The 21,375-nt window shown below is 57.7% G+C and carries 22 protein-coding genes; 16 read left to right on the top strand and 6 right to left on the bottom strand.

The window, feature by feature from the left end; all coding sequences use genetic code 11:
* The first annotated feature begins 14 nt into the window (after nt 1–14).
* From purH to ACR0NE_RS03375, 6 genes are all read left to right on the top strand, one after another.
* Nucleotides 15–1,604 (top strand): bifunctional phosphoribosylaminoimidazolecarboxamide formyltransferase/IMP cyclohydrolase, encoded by a 1,590-nt coding sequence (purH, locus tag ACR0NE_RS03400; protein WP_170598419.1) that lies wholly within the window; start codon nt 15–17, stop codon nt 1,602–1,604.
* Nucleotides 1,604–2,074, top strand: a complete 471-nt coding sequence (lspA, locus tag ACR0NE_RS03395; RefSeq protein ID WP_170513939.1) for a signal peptidase II — start codon at nt 1,604–1,606, stop codon at nt 2,072–2,074. The genes purH and lspA overlap by 1 nt, the downstream gene beginning before the upstream one ends.
* A gap of 50 nt (nt 2,075–2,124) precedes the next feature.
* Nucleotides 2,125–2,640, top strand: a complete 516-nt coding sequence (locus ACR0NE_RS03390; protein WP_170466572.1) for a DUF3035 domain-containing protein — start codon at nt 2,125–2,127, stop codon at nt 2,638–2,640.
* 85 nt (nt 2,641–2,725) lie between these two features.
* Entirely contained in the window at nt 2,726–4,066 is a 1,341-nt protein-coding gene (locus ACR0NE_RS03385; RefSeq protein ID WP_170394641.1) for a M16 family metallopeptidase, read from the top strand.
* The gene (locus ACR0NE_RS03380) at nt 4,063–5,367 is read left to right on the top strand and encodes a M16 family metallopeptidase (RefSeq protein WP_170598422.1); all 1,305 of its coding nucleotides are present in this window, start codon (nt 4,063–4,065) and stop codon (nt 5,365–5,367) included. Before ACR0NE_RS03385 ends, ACR0NE_RS03380 begins: the two co-directional genes overlap by 4 nt.
* A gap of 307 nt (nt 5,368–5,674) precedes the next feature.
* Nucleotides 5,675–5,824 carry a hypothetical protein gene (locus tag ACR0NE_RS03375; protein WP_170648760.1) on the top strand — a complete coding sequence of 50 codons (150 nt, stop codon included), beginning with the start codon at nt 5,675–5,677 and terminating at the stop codon, nt 5,822–5,824.
* 69 nt (nt 5,825–5,893) lie between these two features.
* On the opposite strand, the gene ACR0NE_RS03370 is transcribed toward ACR0NE_RS03375, so the two are convergent.
* The 3 genes from ACR0NE_RS03370 to deoC are packed head-to-tail and all read right to left on the bottom strand — an operon-like array spanning nt 5,894 to nt 10,078.
* A complete protein-coding gene (locus ACR0NE_RS03370) occupies nt 5,894–6,709 on the bottom strand; it encodes an SDR family oxidoreductase (RefSeq protein WP_170598425.1) in 816 nt (271 codons plus the stop codon).
* A gap of 25 nt (nt 6,710–6,734) precedes the next feature.
* Nucleotides 6,735–9,068 (bottom strand): aldehyde dehydrogenase family protein, encoded by a 2,334-nt coding sequence (locus tag ACR0NE_RS03365; protein WP_170598428.1) that lies wholly within the window; start codon nt 9,066–9,068, stop codon nt 6,735–6,737.
* 11 nt (nt 9,069–9,079) lie between these two features.
* Nucleotides 9,080–10,078 carry a deoxyribose-phosphate aldolase gene (gene deoC / locus ACR0NE_RS03360; RefSeq protein ID WP_170514996.1) on the bottom strand — a complete coding sequence of 333 codons (999 nt, stop codon included), beginning with the start codon at nt 10,076–10,078 and terminating at the stop codon, nt 9,080–9,082.
* A gap of 199 nt (nt 10,079–10,277) precedes the next feature.
* Here deoC and ACR0NE_RS03355 point away from each other — a divergent pair, with 199 nt between their 5' ends.
* The 6 genes from ACR0NE_RS03355 (at nt 10,278) to ACR0NE_RS03330 (ending at nt 17,588) form a co-directional block, all read left to right on the top strand.
* Nucleotides 10,278–11,231: a metal ABC transporter solute-binding protein, Zn/Mn family gene (locus ACR0NE_RS03355; RefSeq protein WP_170513915.1), complete on the top strand. Its 954-nt coding sequence runs from the start codon at nt 10,278–10,280 to the stop codon at nt 11,229–11,231.
* A gap of 3 nt (nt 11,232–11,234) precedes the next feature.
* On the top strand, nt 11,235–12,038 hold the full coding sequence (locus ACR0NE_RS03350) for a metal ABC transporter ATP-binding protein (RefSeq protein WP_170598431.1): 804 nt from the start codon (nt 11,235–11,237) through the stop codon (nt 12,036–12,038).
* A gap of 2 nt (nt 12,039–12,040) precedes the next feature.
* On the top strand, nt 12,041–13,246 hold the full coding sequence (locus ACR0NE_RS03345) for a metal ABC transporter permease (protein ID WP_170598434.1): 1,206 nt from the start codon (nt 12,041–12,043) through the stop codon (nt 13,244–13,246).
* Nucleotides 13,243–14,172, top strand: a complete 930-nt coding sequence (locus ACR0NE_RS03340) for a metal ABC transporter permease (protein WP_170426196.1) — start codon at nt 13,243–13,245, stop codon at nt 14,170–14,172. The genes ACR0NE_RS03345 and ACR0NE_RS03340 overlap by 4 nt, the downstream gene beginning before the upstream one ends.
* A 283-nt stretch (nt 14,173–14,455) precedes the next feature.
* A complete protein-coding gene (mutL, locus tag ACR0NE_RS03335; protein ID WP_170394611.1) occupies nt 14,456–16,306 on the top strand; it encodes a DNA mismatch repair endonuclease MutL in 1,851 nt (616 codons plus the stop codon).
* Nucleotides 16,307–16,358: 52 nt separating this feature from the next.
* Complete coding sequence (locus ACR0NE_RS03330; RefSeq protein ID WP_170426200.1) at nt 16,359–17,588, top strand: DNA recombination protein RmuC; 1,230 nt, start codon at nt 16,359–16,361, stop codon at nt 17,586–17,588.
* A gap of 3 nt (nt 17,589–17,591) precedes the next feature.
* On the opposite strand, the gene ACR0NE_RS03325 is transcribed toward ACR0NE_RS03330, so the two are convergent.
* The 3 genes from ACR0NE_RS03325 to ACR0NE_RS03315 all read right to left on the bottom strand — a co-directional run bounded on the left by ACR0NE_RS03325 (nt 17,592) and on the right by ACR0NE_RS03315 (nt 19,363).
* Nucleotides 17,592–17,933 (bottom strand): hypothetical protein, encoded by a 342-nt coding sequence (locus ACR0NE_RS03325; RefSeq protein WP_255611950.1) that lies wholly within the window; start codon nt 17,931–17,933, stop codon nt 17,592–17,594.
* Nucleotides 17,934–18,045: 112 nt separating this feature from the next.
* Nucleotides 18,046–18,696: a ChrR family anti-sigma-E factor gene (locus ACR0NE_RS03320; protein ID WP_170408477.1), complete on the bottom strand. Its 651-nt coding sequence runs from the start codon at nt 18,694–18,696 to the stop codon at nt 18,046–18,048.
* Between the two features lie 10 nt (nt 18,697–18,706).
* Entirely contained in the window at nt 18,707–19,363 is a 657-nt protein-coding gene (locus ACR0NE_RS03315) for a sigma-70 family RNA polymerase sigma factor (protein WP_170598454.1), read from the bottom strand.
* A 147-nt stretch (nt 19,364–19,510) separates the two neighbouring features.
* On the opposite strand from ACR0NE_RS03315, the gene ACR0NE_RS03310 reads away from it, so the two are divergent.
* The 4 genes from ACR0NE_RS03310 to ACR0NE_RS03295 all read left to right on the top strand — a co-directional run bounded on the left by ACR0NE_RS03310 (nt 19,511) and on the right by ACR0NE_RS03295 (nt 21,311).
* Nucleotides 19,511–20,281, top strand: coding sequence for a DUF1365 domain-containing protein (locus ACR0NE_RS03310; RefSeq protein ID WP_170598437.1), 771 nt, complete (start codon nt 19,511–19,513; stop codon nt 20,279–20,281).
* An 87-nt stretch (nt 20,282–20,368) separates the two neighbouring features.
* On the top strand, nt 20,369–20,686 hold the full coding sequence (locus ACR0NE_RS03305) for a DUF3775 domain-containing protein (RefSeq protein ID WP_170408475.1): 318 nt from the start codon (nt 20,369–20,371) through the stop codon (nt 20,684–20,686).
* Nucleotides 20,687–20,816: 130 nt separating this feature from the next.
* The gene (locus ACR0NE_RS03300; RefSeq protein ID WP_170394595.1) at nt 20,817–21,053 is read left to right on the top strand and encodes a DUF1127 domain-containing protein; all 237 of its coding nucleotides are present in this window, start codon (nt 20,817–20,819) and stop codon (nt 21,051–21,053) included.
* 57 nt (nt 21,054–21,110) lie between these two features.
* On the top strand, nt 21,111–21,311 hold the full coding sequence (locus ACR0NE_RS03295; RefSeq protein ID WP_223117180.1) for a DUF1127 domain-containing protein: 201 nt from the start codon (nt 21,111–21,113) through the stop codon (nt 21,309–21,311).
* The last annotated feature ends 64 nt before the right edge of the window (nt 21,312–21,375 follow it).

Below are 21,375 nucleotides of genomic sequence, written 5' to 3'. Positions count from 1 at the left end.
GGACCTTTGGACCCATGACCGACCTTCACCCCGTGCGCCGCGCGTTGCTTTCCGTTTCCGACAAAACCGGGCTGATCGAGCTGGGAACGGCGTTGGCCGAACGCGGGGTTGAACTGCTTTCGACCGGCGGTACCGCAAAGGCGCTACGCGATGCGGGGTTGGAGGTGAAAGATGTCAGCGAGATCACCGGCTTCCCCGAGATGATGGATGGCCGGGTCAAGACGCTCCACCCGATGGTCCATGGCGGGCTGCTGGCTCTGCGCGATAATGACACCCATGTCGCCGCGATGAACGAACATGGTATCGGCGCAATTGATCTGCTTGTGGTAAATCTCTACCCTTTTGAAGCGACCGTGGCCAAGGGCGCTGCCTATGATGAGTGTATCGAGAACATCGATATCGGCGGCCCAGCCATGATCCGTGCCGCATCGAAGAACCATGCTTTTGTAAACGTGGTTGTGGACGTCGAAGACTACTCGTCGCTGCTGGATCAGCTGGAAGAGAATTACGGTAAGACTTCTCTGGGCTTCCGTCAGTGGTTGGCGCAAAAGGCCTATGCCCGCACTGCCGCCTATGACACAGCCGTGTCCAACTGGATGGCCGATGCGCTGGAGCTTGAGGCCCCCAAACGCCGCGCCTTTGCCGGTGAGCTGAAACAGACCTTACGATATGGCGAGAATAGCCACCAGTCGGCAGCGTTCTATGTAGATGGCTCGGGTCGTCCGGGCGTGGCGGCGGCGGTACAGCATCAGGGCAAGGAACTGAGCTATAACAACATCAACGATACCGATGCCGCCTTTGAACTGGTGGCCGAGTTCGACCCGGCCGAAGGGGCAGCCTGTGCGATTATCAAGCATGCCAATCCGTGTGGTGTAGCCAAAGGTGCGACGTTGCTTGAGGCCTATAAAGCCGCGTTCGACTGCGACAGGACTTCGGCATTCGGCGGTATCGTGGCGTTGAATCAATCGCTGGACGCGGAAACCGCGCAGGAGATCACGGGGATTTTCACCGAGGTTGTGATCGCTCCGGGGGCGTCAGACGAGGCCAAGGCGATCTTCGCCGCCAAGAAGAACCTGCGCCTGCTGACGACCGAAGCTCTGCCGGATGTGACCGCCGGTGGTAAAACTGTGCGACAGGTGGCAGGTGGCCTGCTGGTGCAGGACAAGGATAACGGCTTTGTTGGTATGGATGACTTGAAGGTGGTCACCAAAAAAGCACCATCTGAGGAACAGATGCGCGACCTGCTGTTCGCGTGGAAAGTGGCGAAACATGTCAAATCCAACGCCATCGTCTATGTCAAAGACGGCGCGACCGTGGGTGTCGGCGCGGGGCAGATGAGCCGCGTTGACTCGGCACTGATCGCGGCAAAGAAAGCCGAGCGTATGGCTGATGCGCTGGGCTTGCCCCAGCCGCTGACCATCGGTTCGGCCGTAGCTTCTGATGCATTCTTCCCCTTCCCCGATGGGCTTATGGAGGCCGCCGAGGCAGGCGCAACATGCGTTATTCAGCCCGGCGGTTCGATGCGTGATGATGAAGTGATCGCGGCGGCGGATGAGGCCGGTCTGGCAATGGTCTTCACCGGCATGCGGCATTTCCGTCACTGATGCGCGGTTCGTTCATCCTATGGGCCGGATTGGCGGCGTTTTTGATCGACCAGATCAGTAAGTATCTGGTCATTCACGTCATGCGCGTGGCGCAGGGCGATATCGACGTGCTGCCACCGCTTCTGGTTTTCAGATACGGCGAGAATCGCGGCATCAATTTTGGCCTGTTTCAGGGCGACGGTGACGCCGCCCGCTGGGTGCTGATCGGGGTTTCCGTGGCGATCTGCCTGGGCGTCCTGATCTGGCTGGGCCGCATCGCTCCTACGAAGCTTCAACAATTCTGCGGCGGTCTCCTGATCGGCGGTGCGCTGGGAAATGTCGTGGACCGGGTGCTTTACGGCTATGTTCTCGACTTTTTGAACATGTCCTGCTGCGGGATCAGCAACCCTTTTGTGTTCAATCTGGCGGATGTGTTCATATTTGCGGGAGCTTTGGGATTGGTCCTGTTCGATGGCAAAAAGCCCTCGTGACCTGCCGGACGATATGCGATAAAAGCGCCTGAAACTGGCTGGAGACACTGATGCGTATGCCACGCGCCATTCTTGTTCTGACACTCGCCGTTGTCGTTGCGGGCTGTTCCGATATTGGTTTGCGCAATCTTGATCCGCCCGGAGCGGGGCCGGATGAATTTTCGGTATTGCCCGTCAAGCCGCTGACCCAGCCCAAGGACTACGCCTTTCTTCCAGCGCCGACTCCCGGCGGTGCAAACCTGACCGATCCTAACCCCAAAGCGGATGCCGTTGTGGCGCTGGGTGGTAGTGAGGCAGCGCTGAACCCGAATACCGCAATACCGGCCAGCGATGCGGCGCTTGTGACGGCCTCAAGCAGATATGGCGTTCCTGCCAATACGCGTCAGGTAACGGCCGAAGAGGATGCGGCTTTCCGCAAAAATCGCGGTCGCTGGACCCGCCTGCGCCTGTTCCCGGTTGATCGGTACTCGCAGGTCTATGAACGTCAGTCAATCGATGCGAACGCGACCAATGAAGCGGCGCGTCGTCGTGGGATCGAAACGCCGTCGGCCCCGCCGCTGGAATGAATTCTTCTTAACTTTCCGTCATTGGCCTTGAACCCCGGCGGCACCACCGTAGTTTGAATATCAGAAATGAAACGGAGGATGCCCCATGGTTCGGGCCCTGGCACTGTCGGCTGCCCTGATCGCCGCCACCCCCTTGTTCGCGAAAGAGGGGCAAGAGGCTGTCACCACATTTACGCTTGAAAACGGCATGGACGTCGTGGTGGTCGAGGATCATCGCGCGCCTGTTGTTCAGCATATGGTCTGGTACCGGGCCGGATCCGCCGATGAACCGATCGGATCCTCTGGCGTTGCACATTTCCTGGAACATCTGCTGTTCAAAGCCACCGACACAATGGAAGCGGGCGAGTTGTCAGCCACTGTCGCGGCCAATGGCGGCAATGACAACGCTTTCACTTCTTACGACTACACCGCCTATTTTCAGCGCGTCGCCGCTGACCGGCTGGAACTGATGATGCGGATGGAGGCAGATCGTATGCGCAACATCCGCCTGACCGAGAATGATATCATCACCGAACGCGACGTGGTTCTGGAAGAGCGTAATCAGCGGACCGAAAACAATCCACGCGCTCTGTTCGGAGAACAGATGAATGCAGCGCAATATTTGAACCACCGTTACGGAGCGCCGATTATCGGCTGGCGCCACGAGATGGAGGCGTTGGATATGGACGACGCCCTGTCCTTCTACCAGACCCATTATGCACCCAATAACGCCATATTGGTCGTCACCGGAGATGTTGACCCCGACGAAGTCAGGGCGTTGGCCGATCAGTACTACGGTGTTATCCCAGCCAACCCTGATTTGCCCGAGCGGATACGCTCGCAAGAACCACCCCAGACTGCCGAACGTCGCCTGACCTTCAAGGATGCGCGTGTCGCACAACCCTACGTGCAGCGCAGCTATCTGGCCCCTGAACGGGACGCCGGTGAGCAGGAGAAGGCCGCTGCCCTGTTTCTTTTGGCGGAATTGCTGGGAGGAAGCACAACCTCATATCTGAATGAAAAGCTGCAATTTGAGCAGCAGAAGGTGGTCTATACCGGTGCGTTCTACAAGGGGGTCTCATTGGATGACACGACCTTTGATCTGATCGTTGTGCCGGCTGAGGGCGTTTCGCTTCAGGATGCGGAGGATGCCATGGATCAGGCCGTTGCGGATTTCATCGCGGAAGGTGTCAAGGATGAAGACCTGGAGCGCATTAAGATGCAGCTCCGCGCCGCGCAGACCTATGCGCGCGATAACGTGGACGGTATTGGAAACCGCTATGGTCGTGCGTTGACCAGCGGGTTGACGGTCGAGGATGTGCAGGCCTGGCCCGACATCCTGCAGGCTGTGACGGGTGACGAGATCATCGCGGCTGCCCGTGAAGTGCTGCAACCTGAAACCTCGGTCACTGGCTGGCTGATGCGTGACGATGAGGTGACACAATGAAACGGTTTGCCGCAACGCTGATTGCGCTGATCATTGCCCTTCCCGCCTGGGCCGAGATTAAGATCAAAGAGGTAACCTCGCCCGGTGGTATTACCGCTTGGCTGGTCCAAGATCATTCGATCCCCTTCACCGCGCTGGAACTGCGGTTTCGTGGAGGAACGTCGCTGGATGATCCCGATAAACGCGGCGCGGTCTATCTGATGAGCGGCCTGATTGAGGAAGGCGCCGGCGACATGGATGCCCGCACCTATGCACGCGAACTTGAATCTCTGGCAGCGTCCTTCAGCTACAGGGCAACAGATGATACGGTCTCCATTTCGGCGCGGTTCCTGACTGAGAAACGGAATGAAGTGATTGATTTGCTGCAGACCACGATTCATGAACCGCGTTTCGATGAGGATGCGATCGATCGGGTGCGCGCTCAGGTGATTTCGGGTCTGAAGTCCGACCAGACTGATCCAAGCGATATTGCCGGACGCAGTTTTGCTGAAATGGCATATGGGGATCATCCTTATGCGTCGGACGGTAAAGGTACGATTGAAAGCGTTTCAAGCCTGACCCGCGACGACATCGTCGCTGCCTACGACAATGTCTTTGCCAAGGACAGACTGTATGTCGGAGCTGTTGGCGACATCACGGCAGAAGAGCTGGGCGTACTGTTGGACGAATTGCTGTTGGATCTGCCAGCAACCGGGAAACCCATTCCAGAGAAGGCGAAGGTCACCATTGACGGCGGTGTCAGCGTAGTGGACTTCAACACTCCGCAATCCGTCGCCCTTTTCGGGCAAAGTGGCATTGATCGCGATGATCCCGATTTCTTTGCGGCCTATATCCTGAATCACATTCTGGGCGGCGGCGGTTTCGAAAGTCGCCTGATGCAGGAAGTACGTGAGAAACGTGGTTTGACCTATGGCGTGGCGACCTATCTGGTACCCAAGGATCTGGCGTCAGTGTATCTGGGCTCGGTCTCATCTGCCAATGACCGTATCGCCGAAGCGGTCGAAGTGATCCGACAGGAATGGGCGCGCGCGGCTGCGGAAGGTGTGACGCAGAAAGAATTGGATGACGCCAAGACCTATTTGACCGGGGCCTATCCGCTGCGTTTTGACGGCAATGGCCAGATTGCCGGAATCATGGTTGGGATGCAGATGGAAGATCTGCCTATCGACTACATTGCGACTCGCAACGACAAGGTGAATGCAGTGACCTTGGAGGATGTGAACCGGGTGGCGTCTGAACTGCTGGACCCCGAGGGTCTGCATTTCACCATCGTCGGCAAACCGGAAGGGGTGGACGGCTGACGTCGTCCATCTACCCGCTGCCAAACAGAATTTTTCGTTGTTATTGAATAATTTTTCTTGGAATTGACGGCAGGGGGTGATGCGAACCACTGGCGGAAACAACGAGTTTGTGAACTCTTCCAGGGCGCAGCGCCAGACAGAGGATCGGCAATTCTCCGCCTTAAGTAATCGTTAACTCGCCTTGGCCATACTTTGGCCAGAAATGTCGAGAATTCTATGTTAGTCGGGAACGGAGATGGGGTTCAGAAGATCAACATCTCCTGAGACGAGGCTTGGGACGGATAGCGGCACCATGATAGTTGCGATAATGGGATTGGGAATACTTGCAGGGTTGTTAACCTTTGCTGCCGCTTTGATTGTCGGTCAATCTCTGCTCAGCGCTTTCGCACTTTACGTGGTGGCCGGTACGCTGACATCGCTTTTGGTAGCAGCGGGTATCTATTTCAGAAGCTCTTGAATTTGGTGGGTTGGAAATAAAGCCCAGCGACTGAAAAGTTTGCCACCAATCGGATTCCTGTGTTCTAACCTAAGCCTGGCCCTTTTTCGCTGCGCGCAGCATCTGACCCATCATCTGGCCAAACTTGCCCGAGCCGCGCTGATACAAAGCCCCGTCAACGGCCATGACTGTTCCGCTGATATAGCTCGCCATATCAGAGCTAAGGAATAGGCAGGCATTTGCCACATCCTGGGGTTGACCCCAGCGACCCAGCGGGACGTCCCGACGCAGCTCTTCATGGGCATTTTCGGTAGGGGCCAGCCGTTTTGCGCCTTCGGTTCCTTCGATAAAACCCGGAACGACCGAATTCACGCGAATCCCTTCGACGCCCCATTCCATTGAAAGGGTTCGGGTGATTTGATCAACGCCCGCCTTGGCGGCGCAAACATGGGCCTGCCCTTCGTAAGGCAGATAGGATTGCGGGGCCGAAATGTTGATAATGCTGGCACCGGGACGTTTGAGATAGGGGTAGGCCCCTTTCATGACGTGGATCGTGCCCATCAGATCGATATCTATGACCGCCTTGAATGCATTGACCGACATTTCAGATGCCAGCGCTGGGAAGTTGCCGGCAGCACCAGAAATCAGGACATCGAAATCTCCAAAAGCGTCGTGGAATTGCTTAAGGCCTTCGGCTACGGCCTCTGGATTGCGAACGTCGAACGCCGCGCCGGTCGCGTCGGATGCGCCTGCTGCTTTCAACGCAGCCACGGTATCATCGACCTTTTCCTGCGACCGACTGGCGACAGCCAGATTAGCACCCGAGGCGGCAAAGGCCTCGGCAATGCCGCGATTGATACCGCTGGTGCCACCAACGACGATGACGGTCTTACTTGAAAAATCCATTTAGGCCTCCGGTGGTACGGGGGCCTTACTCTCCGTAGGGCACCCAGATGTTTTTCACTTCGGTCGCAGCCTGCAGGAAGCGGCGCGAATGGTCCACGCTCCAGTCAAATGCCGTCGCGTTATTGACCCAAGTCCGCTTCAGATTTCCGGCCGAGACGACCTCGATATCTTTAGACAGATCGGTGGACGAGAAGGACCAGACCGCATCCACGTTCAGATGTGAGGCCAGCGGCTTTGCCAGCTCTGCGTGGCTGCCGGTCAGGATGTTGACCACACCGGCTGGCACGTCCGAGGTTTCTAGGATCTGGTAAAAATCCGTTGCTGCCAGCGGGTAGGGCTCACTTGCCGCCAGAACCACCCGGTTGCCCATCGCAATCGCTGGTGCCATGGCCGAAACTAGACCCAACAGCGGTGCTTCATCCGCACACAGGGCGCCGATCACGCCAACCGGCTCTTTCATGGCAATGGCGACGCCCCGGATCGGAACACCATGTACTTGACCATCATACTTGTCCGCCCAGGCGGCGGCGGTGAACAGTCGCTGGATCGAGGCCTCAACCTCTTTCGCGCCGTCTTTCTTACCGGTCATCGCATCAATACGAGCAGCGAACTCGCCCGCACGTGCCGAGAGGTTTTCACTGATGTAATACAGGATCTGAGCCCGCAGATGGCCGGTGGTCTTGGACCAGCCTTTTGCACCCTCTGCAGCCTCAACCGCGTTGCGCACGTCCTTGCGGTTGGCCAGACCCACATGGCCAAGTAGGCCGGACTTGCCCCAGACGGGTTTCGAATAGCCGCCATCGGGCCGCGCCTGCTTACCGCCGACATACATCTTGGCGGTGCGGTCAATAGGATCGACTGGAGCGCCTTCGCCCATTGCCGCCTCAATCTTCGTCAGCGGTTTGGCCTTGGCTTTGGGCTTGGTATAGGCCGTCAGCCCTTCCCAACCGCCTTCTCGGCCAAAGCCGCTTTCGCGTACACCGCCGAACCCGGCAGCAGCGTCGAACAGGTTAGTTGCGTTCACCCAGACCACGCCCGCAACCAGCTTGGGCGCGATATCCAGCGCGAGGTTCACGTTCTCGGTCCAAACAGTTGCGGCCAGCCCGTAGCGGGTGTTGTTGGCCAACTCGACCGCTTCTTCCGGGGTGCGGAAGGTCGAAGAAACCAGAACCGGGCCAAAGATTTCTTCCTGCATCAGCGGATCGGAGGTTTCGAGCCCAGAGATCAGCGTTGGTGGGTAGTAGCAGCCATTTGGGGGCAGCTCACAGGCCGCCTGATGAACATGCCCAACCGTGTTGCTTTCGACCATGCCCTTGATGGTCTGTAACTGCACGGGGTCCACAACCGCACCCACGTCGATGCACTTGTCCAGCGGATCGCCGATGCGCAGCTTGTCCATACGGGCACGCAGCTTGTCATGGAAGCGATCTGCGATGCCTTCTTGTACCAGCAGGCGCGAGCCCGCACAGCAGACCTGGCCCTGGTTGAACCAGATCGCGTCGACCAAGCCTTCGATCGCTGAATCAATATCGGCGTCGTCAAAGACAATGTAGGCGGACTTGCCGCCCAGTTCCAACGTCAGTTCTTTGCCAGAGCCAGCGGTCGCTTCACGGATGCGACGGCCCACGACGGTCGAGCCGGTAAAGGCGATTTTGTCGACGTCCGAAGACACAATCATCTCACCAACGGCACCATCACCTGTGACGATGTTGACCACGCCTTTCGGCAACCCGGCCTGCATGCAGATGTCGGCAAACAGCAGCGCGGTCAGCGAGGTGTACTCGGCCGGCTTCAGAACCACCGTGTTGCCCATTGCGATTGCAGGCGCGATCTTCCACGCCAGCATCAGCAGCGGGAAGTTCCACGGGATGATCTGGCCGCAAACACCCAGTGCTTCGGCATCTGGCAATTCGCTTTCCATCAACTGCGCCATGCCGGCGTGATAGTAGAAATGCCGCTGTGCCAGGGGAATGTCGATGTCGCGGGATTCTCGGATCGGCTTACCGTTGTCGAGGCTTTCGAGCACGGCAAACAGGCGCGAATGCTTCTGCAGCAGGCGTGCTATCGCGTAGAGATAACGTGCACGCCCCGCACCGCCCAGCTTCACCCACTTGGGTTGCGCCTTGCGTGCGGCAGCAACGGCAGCGTCCACGTCAGCCTGTTTCGCTTGTGTCAGCTTGGCCAGAACTTCGCCGGTCGCCGGGTTGCGGCTATCAAACCCTGTGCCGGGTTTGGTGAATGCGCCATCGATGTAGTGGCCGAACTTGTCGCCCTGATCGACCAGCCAGGCCAGTGCCTCGGCTGCGCTTTCGGGGGCAGGGCCGTAGTCCATGGTCTCGAAAATCTCTTTGACTGTCATTGTTTTTGTCCTCAGCCCATGGAGTGACGGTAACCGGCAGAATAAGCACCGGTAACATAGTGTTCCAATTGCCGCTCAATGTCGCCCAGCAGTGATGAGGCACCAAAGCGGAACAGGTCTGGTTCCAGCCAGCGGTCGCCCAGCTCGTCCTTGATCAGCGACAGGTAGACCAGCGCATCTTTGGCTTTCGAAATCCCACCCGCAGGCTTGTAGCCTACGCGATAGCCGGTGCGGTCATAGTAGTCGCGAATAGCTCGGATCATCACCAGCGACACAGGCAAGGTGGCGTTGACGCTTTCTTTGCCGGTCGAGGTCTTGATGAAATCGGCGCCCGCCATCATGCACACCAGCGAAGCACGCGCGACGTTGCGCAGGCTGCCCAGCTCTCCGGTCGCCAAAATGGCTTTGACATGTGCATCGCCGCAGGCGACGCGGAAGGCCTTCATCTCATCATACAGGGCCTGCCAGTCGCCAGACAAAACATGACGGCGCGAGATGACGATGTCGATCTCCTCGGCTCCGGCCTTCACGCTTTCTTCGATCTCTGCCACACGCAGATGAAACGGAGAGAGCCCAGCCGGGAAGCCAGTGGATACCGCCGCAACCGGAATACCAGTGCCTTCCAATGCGTCCACAGCCGTTTCGATCATGTCATGGTAGACACACACCGCTCCGGTTGTGATCGGCGGCATGTCCAGCGCCTGCAAAACCGAAGCCGCGACAGGCTGACGAGCCTTTGCGCACAGGCGACGAACCCGCCCAACCGTATCATCGCCCGACAGAGTGGTCAGGTCGATCATTGTGATCGCCTTGAGCAGCCATGCGGCCTGGTATTCTTTTTTCACCGACCGCCGACCGGGCAGCGTCGCTGCGCGGCGCTCGATGGCCGAAGTGTTGGCCTGCACGGCCCGCACCCAATCCAGATCCAGATCCATTCCTGGGTTCCGGGGCTCGGTCACTTGCGGCAGATGCGGAGTGCGCACGGTGCTTTCTGAGCTCTGCGTTTCCATTATTCCGTCCTTTTGGAGGTTCGCGTCAAAATCGCATGGGTCGCAGCGAAAGGGAAGGTGTGCCAGCGTCGTAAGGAGAAAATTTTTGACCAAATGGACAAATATAGTCGTTTTCTTGCGAGTAATTCGCATTTGCATTGACTTAGTTGCGAATGGTTCTCATATTTTGACTTAACAGGATAACCGTTCGGAGTCTGAAATGATTCGTCGATCGCTACTTACGGCATTGGCTCTCGTGCTTGTGTGGCCCGTCGCCGCAATCGCTCAAGCGCCGCTGAAAGTCGTCGCCACCACCGGCATGATTGCAGACGCTGCGCGCCAGGTCGGCGGTGAACAGGTCGACGTGAAGGGCTTGATGGGACCCGGTGTCGACCCTCACGCCTATCGCCAGACCCGCACCGATATTGTTGCGATGACCCGCGCTGATCTGGTGCTGTGGCACGGCCTCTATCTAGAGGCTCAGATGGAAGGTTTCTTTGACGATCTGGGCCGCAAGCGGACAGTGGTTGCCGTGGCGGATGGCATCGACACATCGAAACTGCGCGCCCATGACGATTACGCTGACAAATTTGACCCGCATGTCTGGATGAGCCCGGTTCTGTGGCGCGATGTCGTGATCGAAGTGCAGGAAGCTCTGACCGAAGCCCGGCCCGAAGCGGCAGATAAGTTCGCAGCCAACGCACAAGTTTTTCTGGCCGAGATCGATCTGCTGGCCGCCTATGGAAAGCAGGTTTTGGCGGCCGTTCCCGAAAACAACCGCGTGTTGGTGACTGCGCATGATGCATTTGGCTATTTCGGTGATGAATATGGCTATGAGGTGCTGGGTATTCAGGGCATCTCAACCCAATCCGAGGCAGGGTTGAACCGGATCGGTGAGTTGGTCGAAACTCTGGTAGAGCGTCAGCTGAACGCCGTGTTTGTGGAGAGTTCCGTTTCAGATCGATCCATGCGTGCCTTGATCGAGGGTGCTTCGGCCGAAGGTCACAAAGTGGGTGTCGGCGGAGAGCTGTATTCCGACGCAATGGGCGAGCCGGGCACATATGAGGGTACTTATATCGGCATGCTTGATCACAACATTACCGTGATTGCCGGCGCGCTGGGCGCGGATGTTCCCGAACGCGGCATGAACGGAAAACTGTCGGCGGGGTTTTGAGCCATGATTGAACTCGCCACAGTTCAAGGGGTTTCTATCGAAGGGCAGGACATTGATCTCTGTCCTCTCGCCATACGGGGTTTGACCGTCTCGTACGGTCAGAAACCCGCAGTCTTCTCGGTCGATATGACGGTGCAGCCCGGCGCCATGACGGCAATTATCGGGCCAAATGGGGCGGGCAAATCAACCTTGCTAAAGGCTGCTTTGGGGATCGTGTCTCCGTTGTCGGGTCAGGTGACCGTGTTTGGTCAGCCGCTCGAGGAGCAGCGGGCACGCATCGCCTATGTACCGCAACGCGCCAGCGTGGACTGGGATTTCCCGACGCGCGTGATTGATGTGGTGCTGATGGGCTTGTCGCGTCAATTGGGCCTGCTGGGTCGTGTTCGTGCCCGCCATACCGCCCGTGCCATGGACTGTCTGCACCGTGTCGGGATGCGGGAATTTGCTGACCGTCAGATCGGGCAGCTTTCTGGTGGTCAGCAACAGAGGGTCTTTCTTGCGCGCGCATTGGCACAGGATGCCGACATGTATTTGTTGGACGAACCTTTTGCAGGCGTGGACGCCGCGACTGAAAAGGCGATCATCGCCGTGCTGAAATCGTTGAAAGAGGCTGGCAAGACCGTTGTTGTAGTGCATCACGACCTGGCCACGGTCACCGACTATTTCGACCATGTGTTCCTGATCAACACCCGCAAAGTGGCCGAGGGACCGGTGGAGCAGGCCTTTACCGCTGAAACGCTGCAGGCCGCTTATGGCGGACGTCTTGCAACGGCTCAAATCGATCAGATTTCGCGCGCGCTGGGGTAATCATGCTTTGGGAGGCTTTGACCTTACAGCTTGGCTATAACGCCACGCTGGTTGCTATTGGTGCGACGTTACTGGGCGTTTCAGCAGGTGTGACGGGCACGTTCTTATTCCTGCGTAAACGCGCGCTGGTTAGCGATGCCATCAGCCACGCGACCCTACCGGGCGTTTGCCTTGCCTTCATGGTGCTGGTGGCCCTCGGTGGTGATGGGCGTAACTTGATCGGACTGCTTGCAGGTTCGGCATTATCCGCATGGGTTGGTTTGCTCTGTATGAACTGGCTGACCAGTCGCACACGTTTGGCAGAAGATGCAGCGATCGGCGCAGTGTTATCGGTGTTCTTCGGTTTTGGTGTCGTACTGCTGACGGTTATTCAAACCATGGGGGTTGGACGCCAGGCAGGATTGGAAGGATTCTTGCTGGGTTCTACTGCGGGGATGCTGTGGGCGGATGCTCTGGTCATCGCGATCGGGGGCGCGGCAACTTTGGTGCTGGTGATGATCATCCGCCGCCCGATGACGATGGTCGCCTTCGATCCTGAATATGCCGCCGCGCGCGGGTTGCCCGTGCATCGGATTGATCTGGCGATGATGGGGCTCGTGATGGCGGTGACCGTGGTCGGGTTAAAGATCGTTGGTCTGATCCTGATTGTTGCTCTGCTGATCATCCCGCCTGTGACAGCGCGGTTCTGGACGGAGCGATCCGACCGCGTGGTCGTTCTGGCCGGTTTGGCCGGAGGTCTTGCAGGGTTTCTGGGGGCAGGTATTTCGGCCTCGGCTCCGAACCTGCCGACCGGACCGATCATCGTTCTGGTCAGTTTTGGGTTCTTTGCCCTGTCGCTCCTGTTCGCGCCGGTTCGGGGCGTGTTGGCAGCTATTCTCAGCCACCTTCGGTTCCAGCGTCGAGTGCACATTCGGCAGGGACTGCTGGCACTGGCGCAGGGGCAGCAAATCTATGAACCCCTAACCATTCGCCTGTTACGCCGCACCGGCCTTGTGCGCGCCGATGGAGTTGCAACAGAGGAAGGGAGGGCGCGTGCGGCCAAGGCCCTACGAGACGAAAAGCGGTGGGAGATCGTCCGCGCGGATCAGGCGCATGAGGCCACTGCGGCGCTGTACGATGGGCTGCGCGATATCGAGACCGTGCTGACTCGCGATCAGATCGCCGAGATTGATCGTCGTATCGGCGGCCCGCAGGAGGTCACGCCATGAGCGGAGAAGAGTTCGTACCCCTGTCGCTGACGCCTTTGTTGATTGGGACATTCGCGGCCATCGCATGCGCTCTGCCCGGCAACTTTCTGGTGCTGCGCAAACAGGCGCTGATTGGCGACGCGATCAGCCATGTGGTGTTGCCCGGTATTGTCGTCGCGTTTCTGCTCACAGGCGCAATTTCAACTTGGCCGATGATGCTTGGCGCAGCAGGGGCTGCTGTGGTCGCCGTGGTTATGATCGAAGCGATCCGGCGATTGGGTCAGATCGAGCCGGGGGCAGCGATGGGTGTCGTATTCACGACCATGTTCGCCGGTGGTGTCCTACTGCTTGAGCAGACTGACACTTCGACCGTCCATTTGGACGTTGAACATGCGCTTTACGGCAATCTGGAAAGCTTGATCTGGCTGGATGCAACGGACTGGTCATCGCTGCTGGATCTACAGGCATTGGCAGGGTTGCCACCTGAATTGCCGCGCATTGCGCTGACACTGACGGGGGTCTTGCTGTTCACGTGGTTGTTCTGGCGACCGCTCAAGATATCAACCTTCGATGAAGGCTTTGCGCGCACAATTGGTATCCGCACTGGTGCGTTAGGGATGGCGCTGGTGATCATAGCTGCGATTGCTGCTGTCGCGGCATTTGATGCAGTGGGGTCGATCATCGTGATTGCAATGTTCATCTGCCCGCCAGCTGCGGCACGGATGATGACCAACCGGTTGGAAGTCCAGATCGTCTGGAGTGTCCTGTTCGCAACCCTTTCCGCCGTGTCCGGTTATGTTTTGGCAGGCTATGGCCCATTGTGGTTGGGGGCTGCGGATGCTGTCAGCGCCGCAGGAATGATCGCCACGATATCAGGCCTGATTCTGGCGCTGACCGCTGCTTTTGGCCCATGCCGAACCCGCAGCGGAGCGCCCAGTCAGGCTTGACTTGGCGTATTCACGCCAACGCCCATCACGCAGTTTCGGCTGAACTTCGCCAAGTGGAAACAATCACGAATTCTTAACAAGATTTATTCCATTTTCGGTGATACCAAACTTTCAATTGGAAACCACAAGACCACCACTCACTCTGGTATATCCGGCCAGTTCTGACCTTAGTCGCTACCCCCTTAACGGCGCGGTCAAACTGGCCGGATACCTCGTTTAAAGCCCGCTCTTCACAATTCAAACCAGTGGTCGAATCGCGTGCACATATGCTAGGTCTAGCGGTATGGTGTATGCTAACCCCAATATCAGCGACGATCGGCCGGTCATTCGACAGCTTGACGACGCAGCGATCAACCGGATTGCAGCGGGTGAAGTCGTGGAACGGCCTGCTTCTGCCGTCAAGGAACTGGTCGAAAACGCCATCGATGCCGGGGCCACACGTATTGCTATTGAGGTCGCGGATGGCGGCAAGACCCTGATTCGTGTCACCGATGATGGGTGTGGGATCGCAGCGGGGGATTTGCCTCTGGCGCTGTCGCGCCATGCGACATCGAAGATCGACGGGTCAGATCTGTTGAATATCCACACCTTTGGATTTCGCGGTGAAGCACTGCCCTCGCTGGGGGCGGTCGGGCGTTTGACCATCACCAGCCGTGTCTCGGGTGCTGATGCGGCCTCGATCCAGGTGTCCGGTGGCAAAATGGATGCAGTGAAGCCAGCGGCCTTGCGCGCTGGGACTGTGGTTGAGTTGCGAGACCTTTTCTACGCCACCCCGGCACGGCTGAAATTCATGCGCACGGACCGGGCCGAGGCGCAGGCGATCTCGGACATTGTGAAACGTTTGGCGATGGCAGAGCCTTCGGTCGCGTTCACCCTGCGCGATGTCTCGGGTGGGGGAGAGGGCCGCGTGACCTTTCGTGCCGACCGCGAGAATGGCGATCTGTTTGATGCGCTGCATGCCCGATTGGCGCGCGTTCTTGGCCGTGAGTTCGCTGAGAATGCTTTGCAGATCGATGCCACACGCGAAGGGCTCAGGCTTTATGGCTATGCCGCGCTGCCGACCTATTCGCGCGGGGCTGCAGTGGCGCAGTATCTGTTCGTCAATGGGCGACCCGTGCGGGACAAGATGCTGACCGGTGCGCTGCGAGCGGCCTATTTCGATTTCCTCAGCCGCGACCGGCATCCGGCGGCGGCGCTGTTCATAGATTGCGATCCAACGCTGGTGGATGTGAATGTACATCCGGCAAAATCCGAGGTTCGGTTCCGCGACCCCGGCCTCGCGCGTGGCTTGATCGTGTCCAGCCTGCGTCACGCGTTGGCCGAGGCCGGGCACCGGGCATCTTCGACCGTGGCCAACGCAACCTTGGGTGCGATGCGGCCCGAGCCCGCACCCGCAACCCCGGCGCGGGTGTATCAAATGGATCGCCCGTCACCCGCGGCGCGTCAGGCGGCCTATCGGGCGCAATCTCCGGGTTTTGCGGAACTGTCTCAGGACTATAGTGGACGCATCGTGGAACCGGTGCCCGAAACTGCACCGGAGGATGAGCCGCAAGACCTGCCCTTGGGGGCGGCGCGCGGGCAGGTGCACGAGAATTACATCATCGCCCAAACGGCAGACGGCATGGTGATCGTGGATCAACACGCCGCACATGAACGGCTGGTGTACGAAAAGCTCAAGGCTCAGATGGCCGAAAATGGCGTTGCCGCACAAGCGTTGTTGATCCCCGAAATCGTCGAACTGACAGACGGTGACTGCGCACGTCTGATGGCCGTTGCAGAGGACCTGTCGCGCTTTGGATTGACCATCGAATCCTTTGGTGGCGGAGCAATCGCCGTGCGCGAAACTCCGGCCATTCTTGGCGAGGTCGATGCCCGCGCGATGATCCTCGATATCCTTGATGAGCTCTCCGATCAGGGCGAAAGCCAGATGGTGCAAGCGCGGATCGAGGCGATCCTGAGCCGCGTGGCCTGCCATGGCTCGGTTCGGTCTGGCCGTCGGATGCGGGCCGAAGAGATGAATGCCCTGCTGCGTGAGATGGAGGCGACGCCCCATTCCGGGCAGTGCAACCACGGGCGGCCAACTTATGTGGAACTGAAGCTGAGCGATATCGAACGCCTGTTCGGCCGCAGTTGAACCGCTGGCCCGCTCGGGCTATGAAGAATAAAACAAGAACATCTGAGGCGATATGATCGAGATTGCTGGCACCCAATATGCATTGAATGACCCTATCATCCTGATTGCAGGCGGGGTGGTGGTGTTGATTCTGCTGCTTCTGTTTCTGTCACTTCGAGCGTCACAGCGTTCAGCTCGGATGGCGGAGCCGCTGGCCCGGCAGATGGCGCACCTTGGGCAGCATGTGCAGCAACTGGGCCAGGGGCAGGAACAACTGCGGGGTGGCCTACAGCATGTCTCGGACACGCAAGCCAACGCGCAGGTGCAGGTGATCCAGACCGTTGAATCCCGCCTGTCATCGGTGCAACAGCAGATGAATGACCGGCTGGCCGATAACGCGATGAAATCGGCGCGCGCTCTGGCTGAGATGCAGGAGCGGATGAAGGAATCGCTGCATGGTTCGTCGAAACAGACGGCGACCTCGCTGACGCAATTGCAGGAACGTCTGGCAGCCATCGACAAAGCGCAGGACAATATCACCAAGCTTTCAGGCGACGTGCTGTCATTGCAGGATATTCTGTCGAACAAGCAGACGCGCGGGGCATTCGGGGAAATCCAGCTGAACGATATCGTTTCGAAGGCGCTGCCATCAGATAGTTTTCAGCTGCAGGCCACGTTATCGAACGGACGGCGCGCTGATTGCCTGATCAACCTGCCGAACCCTCCCGGACCGATCGTGATCGACAGTAAGTTCCCGCTGGAAGCCTATGAGGCGCTGATCGGATCGACCAACGACATGGAGCTGAAAGCAGCGGTACAGATGTTCCGCAGTACCGTGCGCAAGCACATCAACGATATTGCCGAGAAGTACATTCTGGACGGTGAAACTGCAGATGGTGCGCTGATGTTTCTACCCTCTGAGGCAGTCTATGCCGAGCTGCACGCCAAGTTCCCTGAATTGGTGCAAGAGAGTTTCTCGAAACGCGTTTGGATCGTTTCACCCACAACTTGCATGGCGACGCTGAACACCATGCGGGCGATCCTTAAAGATGCGCGCATGCGCGAACAGGCCGGTGCGATCCGCAAGGAATTGGGGCTGCTGCATAAGGATGTGGAACGTTTAGGCGACCGGGTGTCGAACCTCGACCGTCATTTCGGGCAGGCTGCAAAGGATATCTCGGAAATCAAGATCAGCGCGGAAAAGGCGGGTCGCCGGGCGCAACGGTTGGATAATTTCGATTTCGAAGAGCTTGCGCCGGATGACCAAACAAACGTCGTGCCGCTGGGCAAAACCGAAGGGTAAGCGTTATTGGATCGACAGGTCCAAATTGTAACCAACCGTCTTGCCTGTGTCGCGATCGTTACCCATCAGATAAACACGTATGGTGTAGTCGCCATCATCGGGAAGCTCGATCCGGGCGGTATTTCCATCGATTGAGCCGTTGTAAATTGCGACGCCGTCGCTATCCGGCGGCAAGATGTTGAAATAGATCACGCCGTTGCCATTGGTGTCACTGACCTTAAGGTCGGCGAACATCTCCTGCCCAGCCTTGGCTCCGAGTTTATAGTCGAAATACTCGTCGCCGGTGACAGTCCCATTCACCATCGTGCCGAAATTGCCCGGTTGGAATTTAACGTCTGCGGACATCTGTGCGGAAACGCTGGCTCCAAAAGTCAGCAAAAGCGCTGTGACTGCCATCCTTAAGAACATTTATAACCCCGATTTAGTTAGCGTCGATAAACAACCCTACCACAACGGATCAGATTCGAAGGAATGGTTGGAACAGGCGCGGCATCAGCTTGCTGAACTTCAGTGGAGCATCAGTGACGGCCAGGCAAATGCAGTCTTCAGAGATATCTGCCGTAGGGGTATGATGGATAGACTGGTCAGCGATTTCGACATCGCCGCGGTCGAAGCGGTCGATCTCGTCAGAGAATGCACCCTGCAGGACCATCGTCAGTTCTATGCCTTTATGGCTGTGATCCGGCACTGCTGCCCCGGCGGGGATAAACAACAACCGGGCGGTGGCTTCGCTGGTCGTGGGCAGGATTGCCTGTTTGACACCCATGCCGACGGGCTTCCATTTGATCGCGTTCACGTCGCCGCCGACATAGTCCTGCAGCGGTGTCGGAAGAACTGCACAAGACGGGTGCGCGGGTTTCACCTTTGGTGCGCCCTGAGCAATCAATGCCATTGTTGCCGCCAGTGAACCGTCACTCATGCTTGCTGACGCATCTTGTTCCTGCAAAACGCATCCGCCAACTGCGTCAAAGCTTTCAGCGCGGGCGCGGCAGTGGTCGCACAGAGACAGATGCGTTGCGACCATCAGGTCAAACGCTTCGGGCAGATTGCCTGCGGCATAGGCCATCAGCAGGTCGTCTGTCAGGTGATGTTTAATCTCGTTTTTCATGCTCGTCATCTCAATTCATCGCGTGGCGCAAGCGGTCCAGCGCCAGCCGTATCCGTGATTTGATCGTTCCCAAGGGCAACCCGGTCTGGGATGCGATTTCTCGATGGCTCAGATCTCCGAAGTAGGCCTTCTCGATCAGCTGTCTTTGCGCCTCAGGTAATGCCGCCATGGCATCACGCAGCTGCGCGGTTTCCTGTTGCAGCGCTAGAACGACTTCCTGTTCCGGCTCCGCCTCCGGCCCCCACCCGAGGTCTTCGGGTTCGGGGCGGCGTTGCTTGCGCAATACGTCAATGCGCTTGTTCCTTGCGATCGTGAACACCCAGGTCGCAACCGTTGCCCTTGTCGGGTCAAACAGATGCGCCTTGTGCCACAAGGTCGCCATGACCTCCTGCGCGCATTCTTCAGCCAGGGCGGCATCCGAACCGGACTTGATCAGGAACGCCTTGATACGAGGCGCGAAATGCTGAAACAGTTCGGCGAAGGCCGCCTGATCCTGAGCGTCTCGGATTCGACGGACGTGTTCCACCCAATCCTTTCTGGCGCCACAAGTATTATTCTGTCCGTTCACCGAGTTGCCCTTAAAACGCTTAGGTCCGCGCCAAACAATTCTTCCAGCAGCTTCTGCCGTCGGTTCGTCCAATGTCGCGGTGTCAGTCTCGGTAAACATAACCACAATACGTGGGGACACCCAAGGTGGATCAGTCGGTTGGATAAATTTCATCCAAAACCGGCTGAATATCGTATTGTGAGATACCAGATATGCGGAAATGCATGTCAATTGAATGATTTGCGGGCAGGACGGGAAATCTGTTTTATGAACAGAATTGACTATATCGCGGGCCATACCTTTCACGGGCGCAAAGGTGCGGTCGAGAATGCGTTTCGCTATTCCGTCGATTACATCTTGCTAGACCCCGAGGCCCACCCCAAGACCCCATCCCTGTTTTCGATCAATGGCGCGAACCTGACAAGCTGGCAAGATTGCGATCATGGGGGTGAACCTGGTCAGGGTCGCGGGGCGATCTGGCTGCGTGAATGCTTTGAGGCGCAAGATATTCCACAACCGGACAGGATGACCTTGCTGACACAACCCCGTGTGTTAGGGCATGTGTTCAATCCGGTCAGTTTCTGGTTCTGTTTTGATAAAGATAACCAGCTTTATGCTGTGGTGGCCGAGGTGACCAACACTTATGGCACACGCCATAGCTACTTGTGCCACAAACCCGATCTTTCATCGATTGCACCTACCGATCGGATACTTGCGGACAAGCTGATGCATGTCTCTCCGTTTCAGAAGATCGAGGGCACCTATACCTTCCGCTTTGACTATCAGGACGAACGTGTTGGTGTCTGGATCGATTATGGGCGTGCCCGAGGCGGTTTGATTGCCACGCTGACCGGTCCGCGCCAGCCGTACAGCAACCGGATCATTTTTCAGTCTCTCTGGCGGCGTCCGTTCGGCGCGCGTCGGGCGGTGTTTCTGATCCACTGGCAGGCGGTGAAGCTGTGGTTCAAACGGGCGCGGTTCAGCCCGTTTCGTACCGCGCCGGTTCCCGATCAGCCTGTATCCCGGTCGCGGCACTAAAGCCCTCCGCTTTGCGCAAGATCAAAGACGGTCACCTGCGGGATCGTGCAGAAATGCCTGGACCGCGAACACGAGGAGTTGAGACAGATGTTGGAAATCTCGGCAAGAAAGATCGCCCAGGTCGCCATGATGGGGCGTGAACTGGACCGGGCCGAGGGCGAATTGCGCGCATTCATCGACCGTATGGGTGAGGATGAGCAAGCAGAGCTGGTAGCCGTCATGTGGATCGGTCGAGAAAGCTTTTTTGCCGAGGATTTGGCCGAAGCGATCGCGACGGCTAAGTCCGAAGCCTCGACGCCTTGCGCGGATTATCTGATCGGAACACCGCATTTGTCGGACCATCTGGAAAACGGTTTGGATGCGCTGGGAATTTCAGCCGAGGACGTTGAAAACGATCTGATGTAGTCGGTGATCTGGCGACGGGTCAGCTTATCCTAGCGTATGAAGCAAAATTAATGCGGCCTTCCGTCGGGGTTAATGTCGAGTTCTTTGATCAGGTTCATCAAACACAGCGATGAATCTAGGAGGAACCGTCATGGCACATGTCAATGCAACCGGAGCAGATCATCGGGATCTGCTTTTTGGCCAACTTGTGAACCAAACAGTGCCAAAGTCAGGATGGCAGCGCCGCAAGGTCTACAAGAACACGATCCGGGCGCTTGAAGAACTCAGCGATCGTCAGCTTTTTGATATCGGCATTCCGCGTGGTGAGATCAGGCGGCGCGTATATCGAAACGTCTATCAGAACATACCCTATCTGAACGGCGTTTAAGCCTTTCCGGCGCTGTACGGATATCGGTCCATTGTAAATTTTGCTGAGGTAACGAGTATGCTGGATGCCAACCCAATCCCGAAACAAACCCCTTCAAAAAGCGCATTGATGCTGTTTGACCGGGCGATGAGAATTCACGCGATCAGGGCGGATATCGTTTGTGCCGCCCAGGAACTGAATCGGCTTTCTGATTCCGATCTGTCAGAACTGGGCATCAACCGCTGCGATGTGGAAGCGGTGATTGCGCAATACATCTGACGATAGCGGGTTAAGCCGCATTAAGAACGCAGCCGCTCCGAAGGTTCCGGAGCGGCTGTTTGTG

It is taken from the genome of Ruegeria sp. C9 (assembly GCF_056537585.1).
Note: the sequence above shows the minus strand (reverse complement) of the source record. Positions and strands in the feature narration are given on the sequence as shown.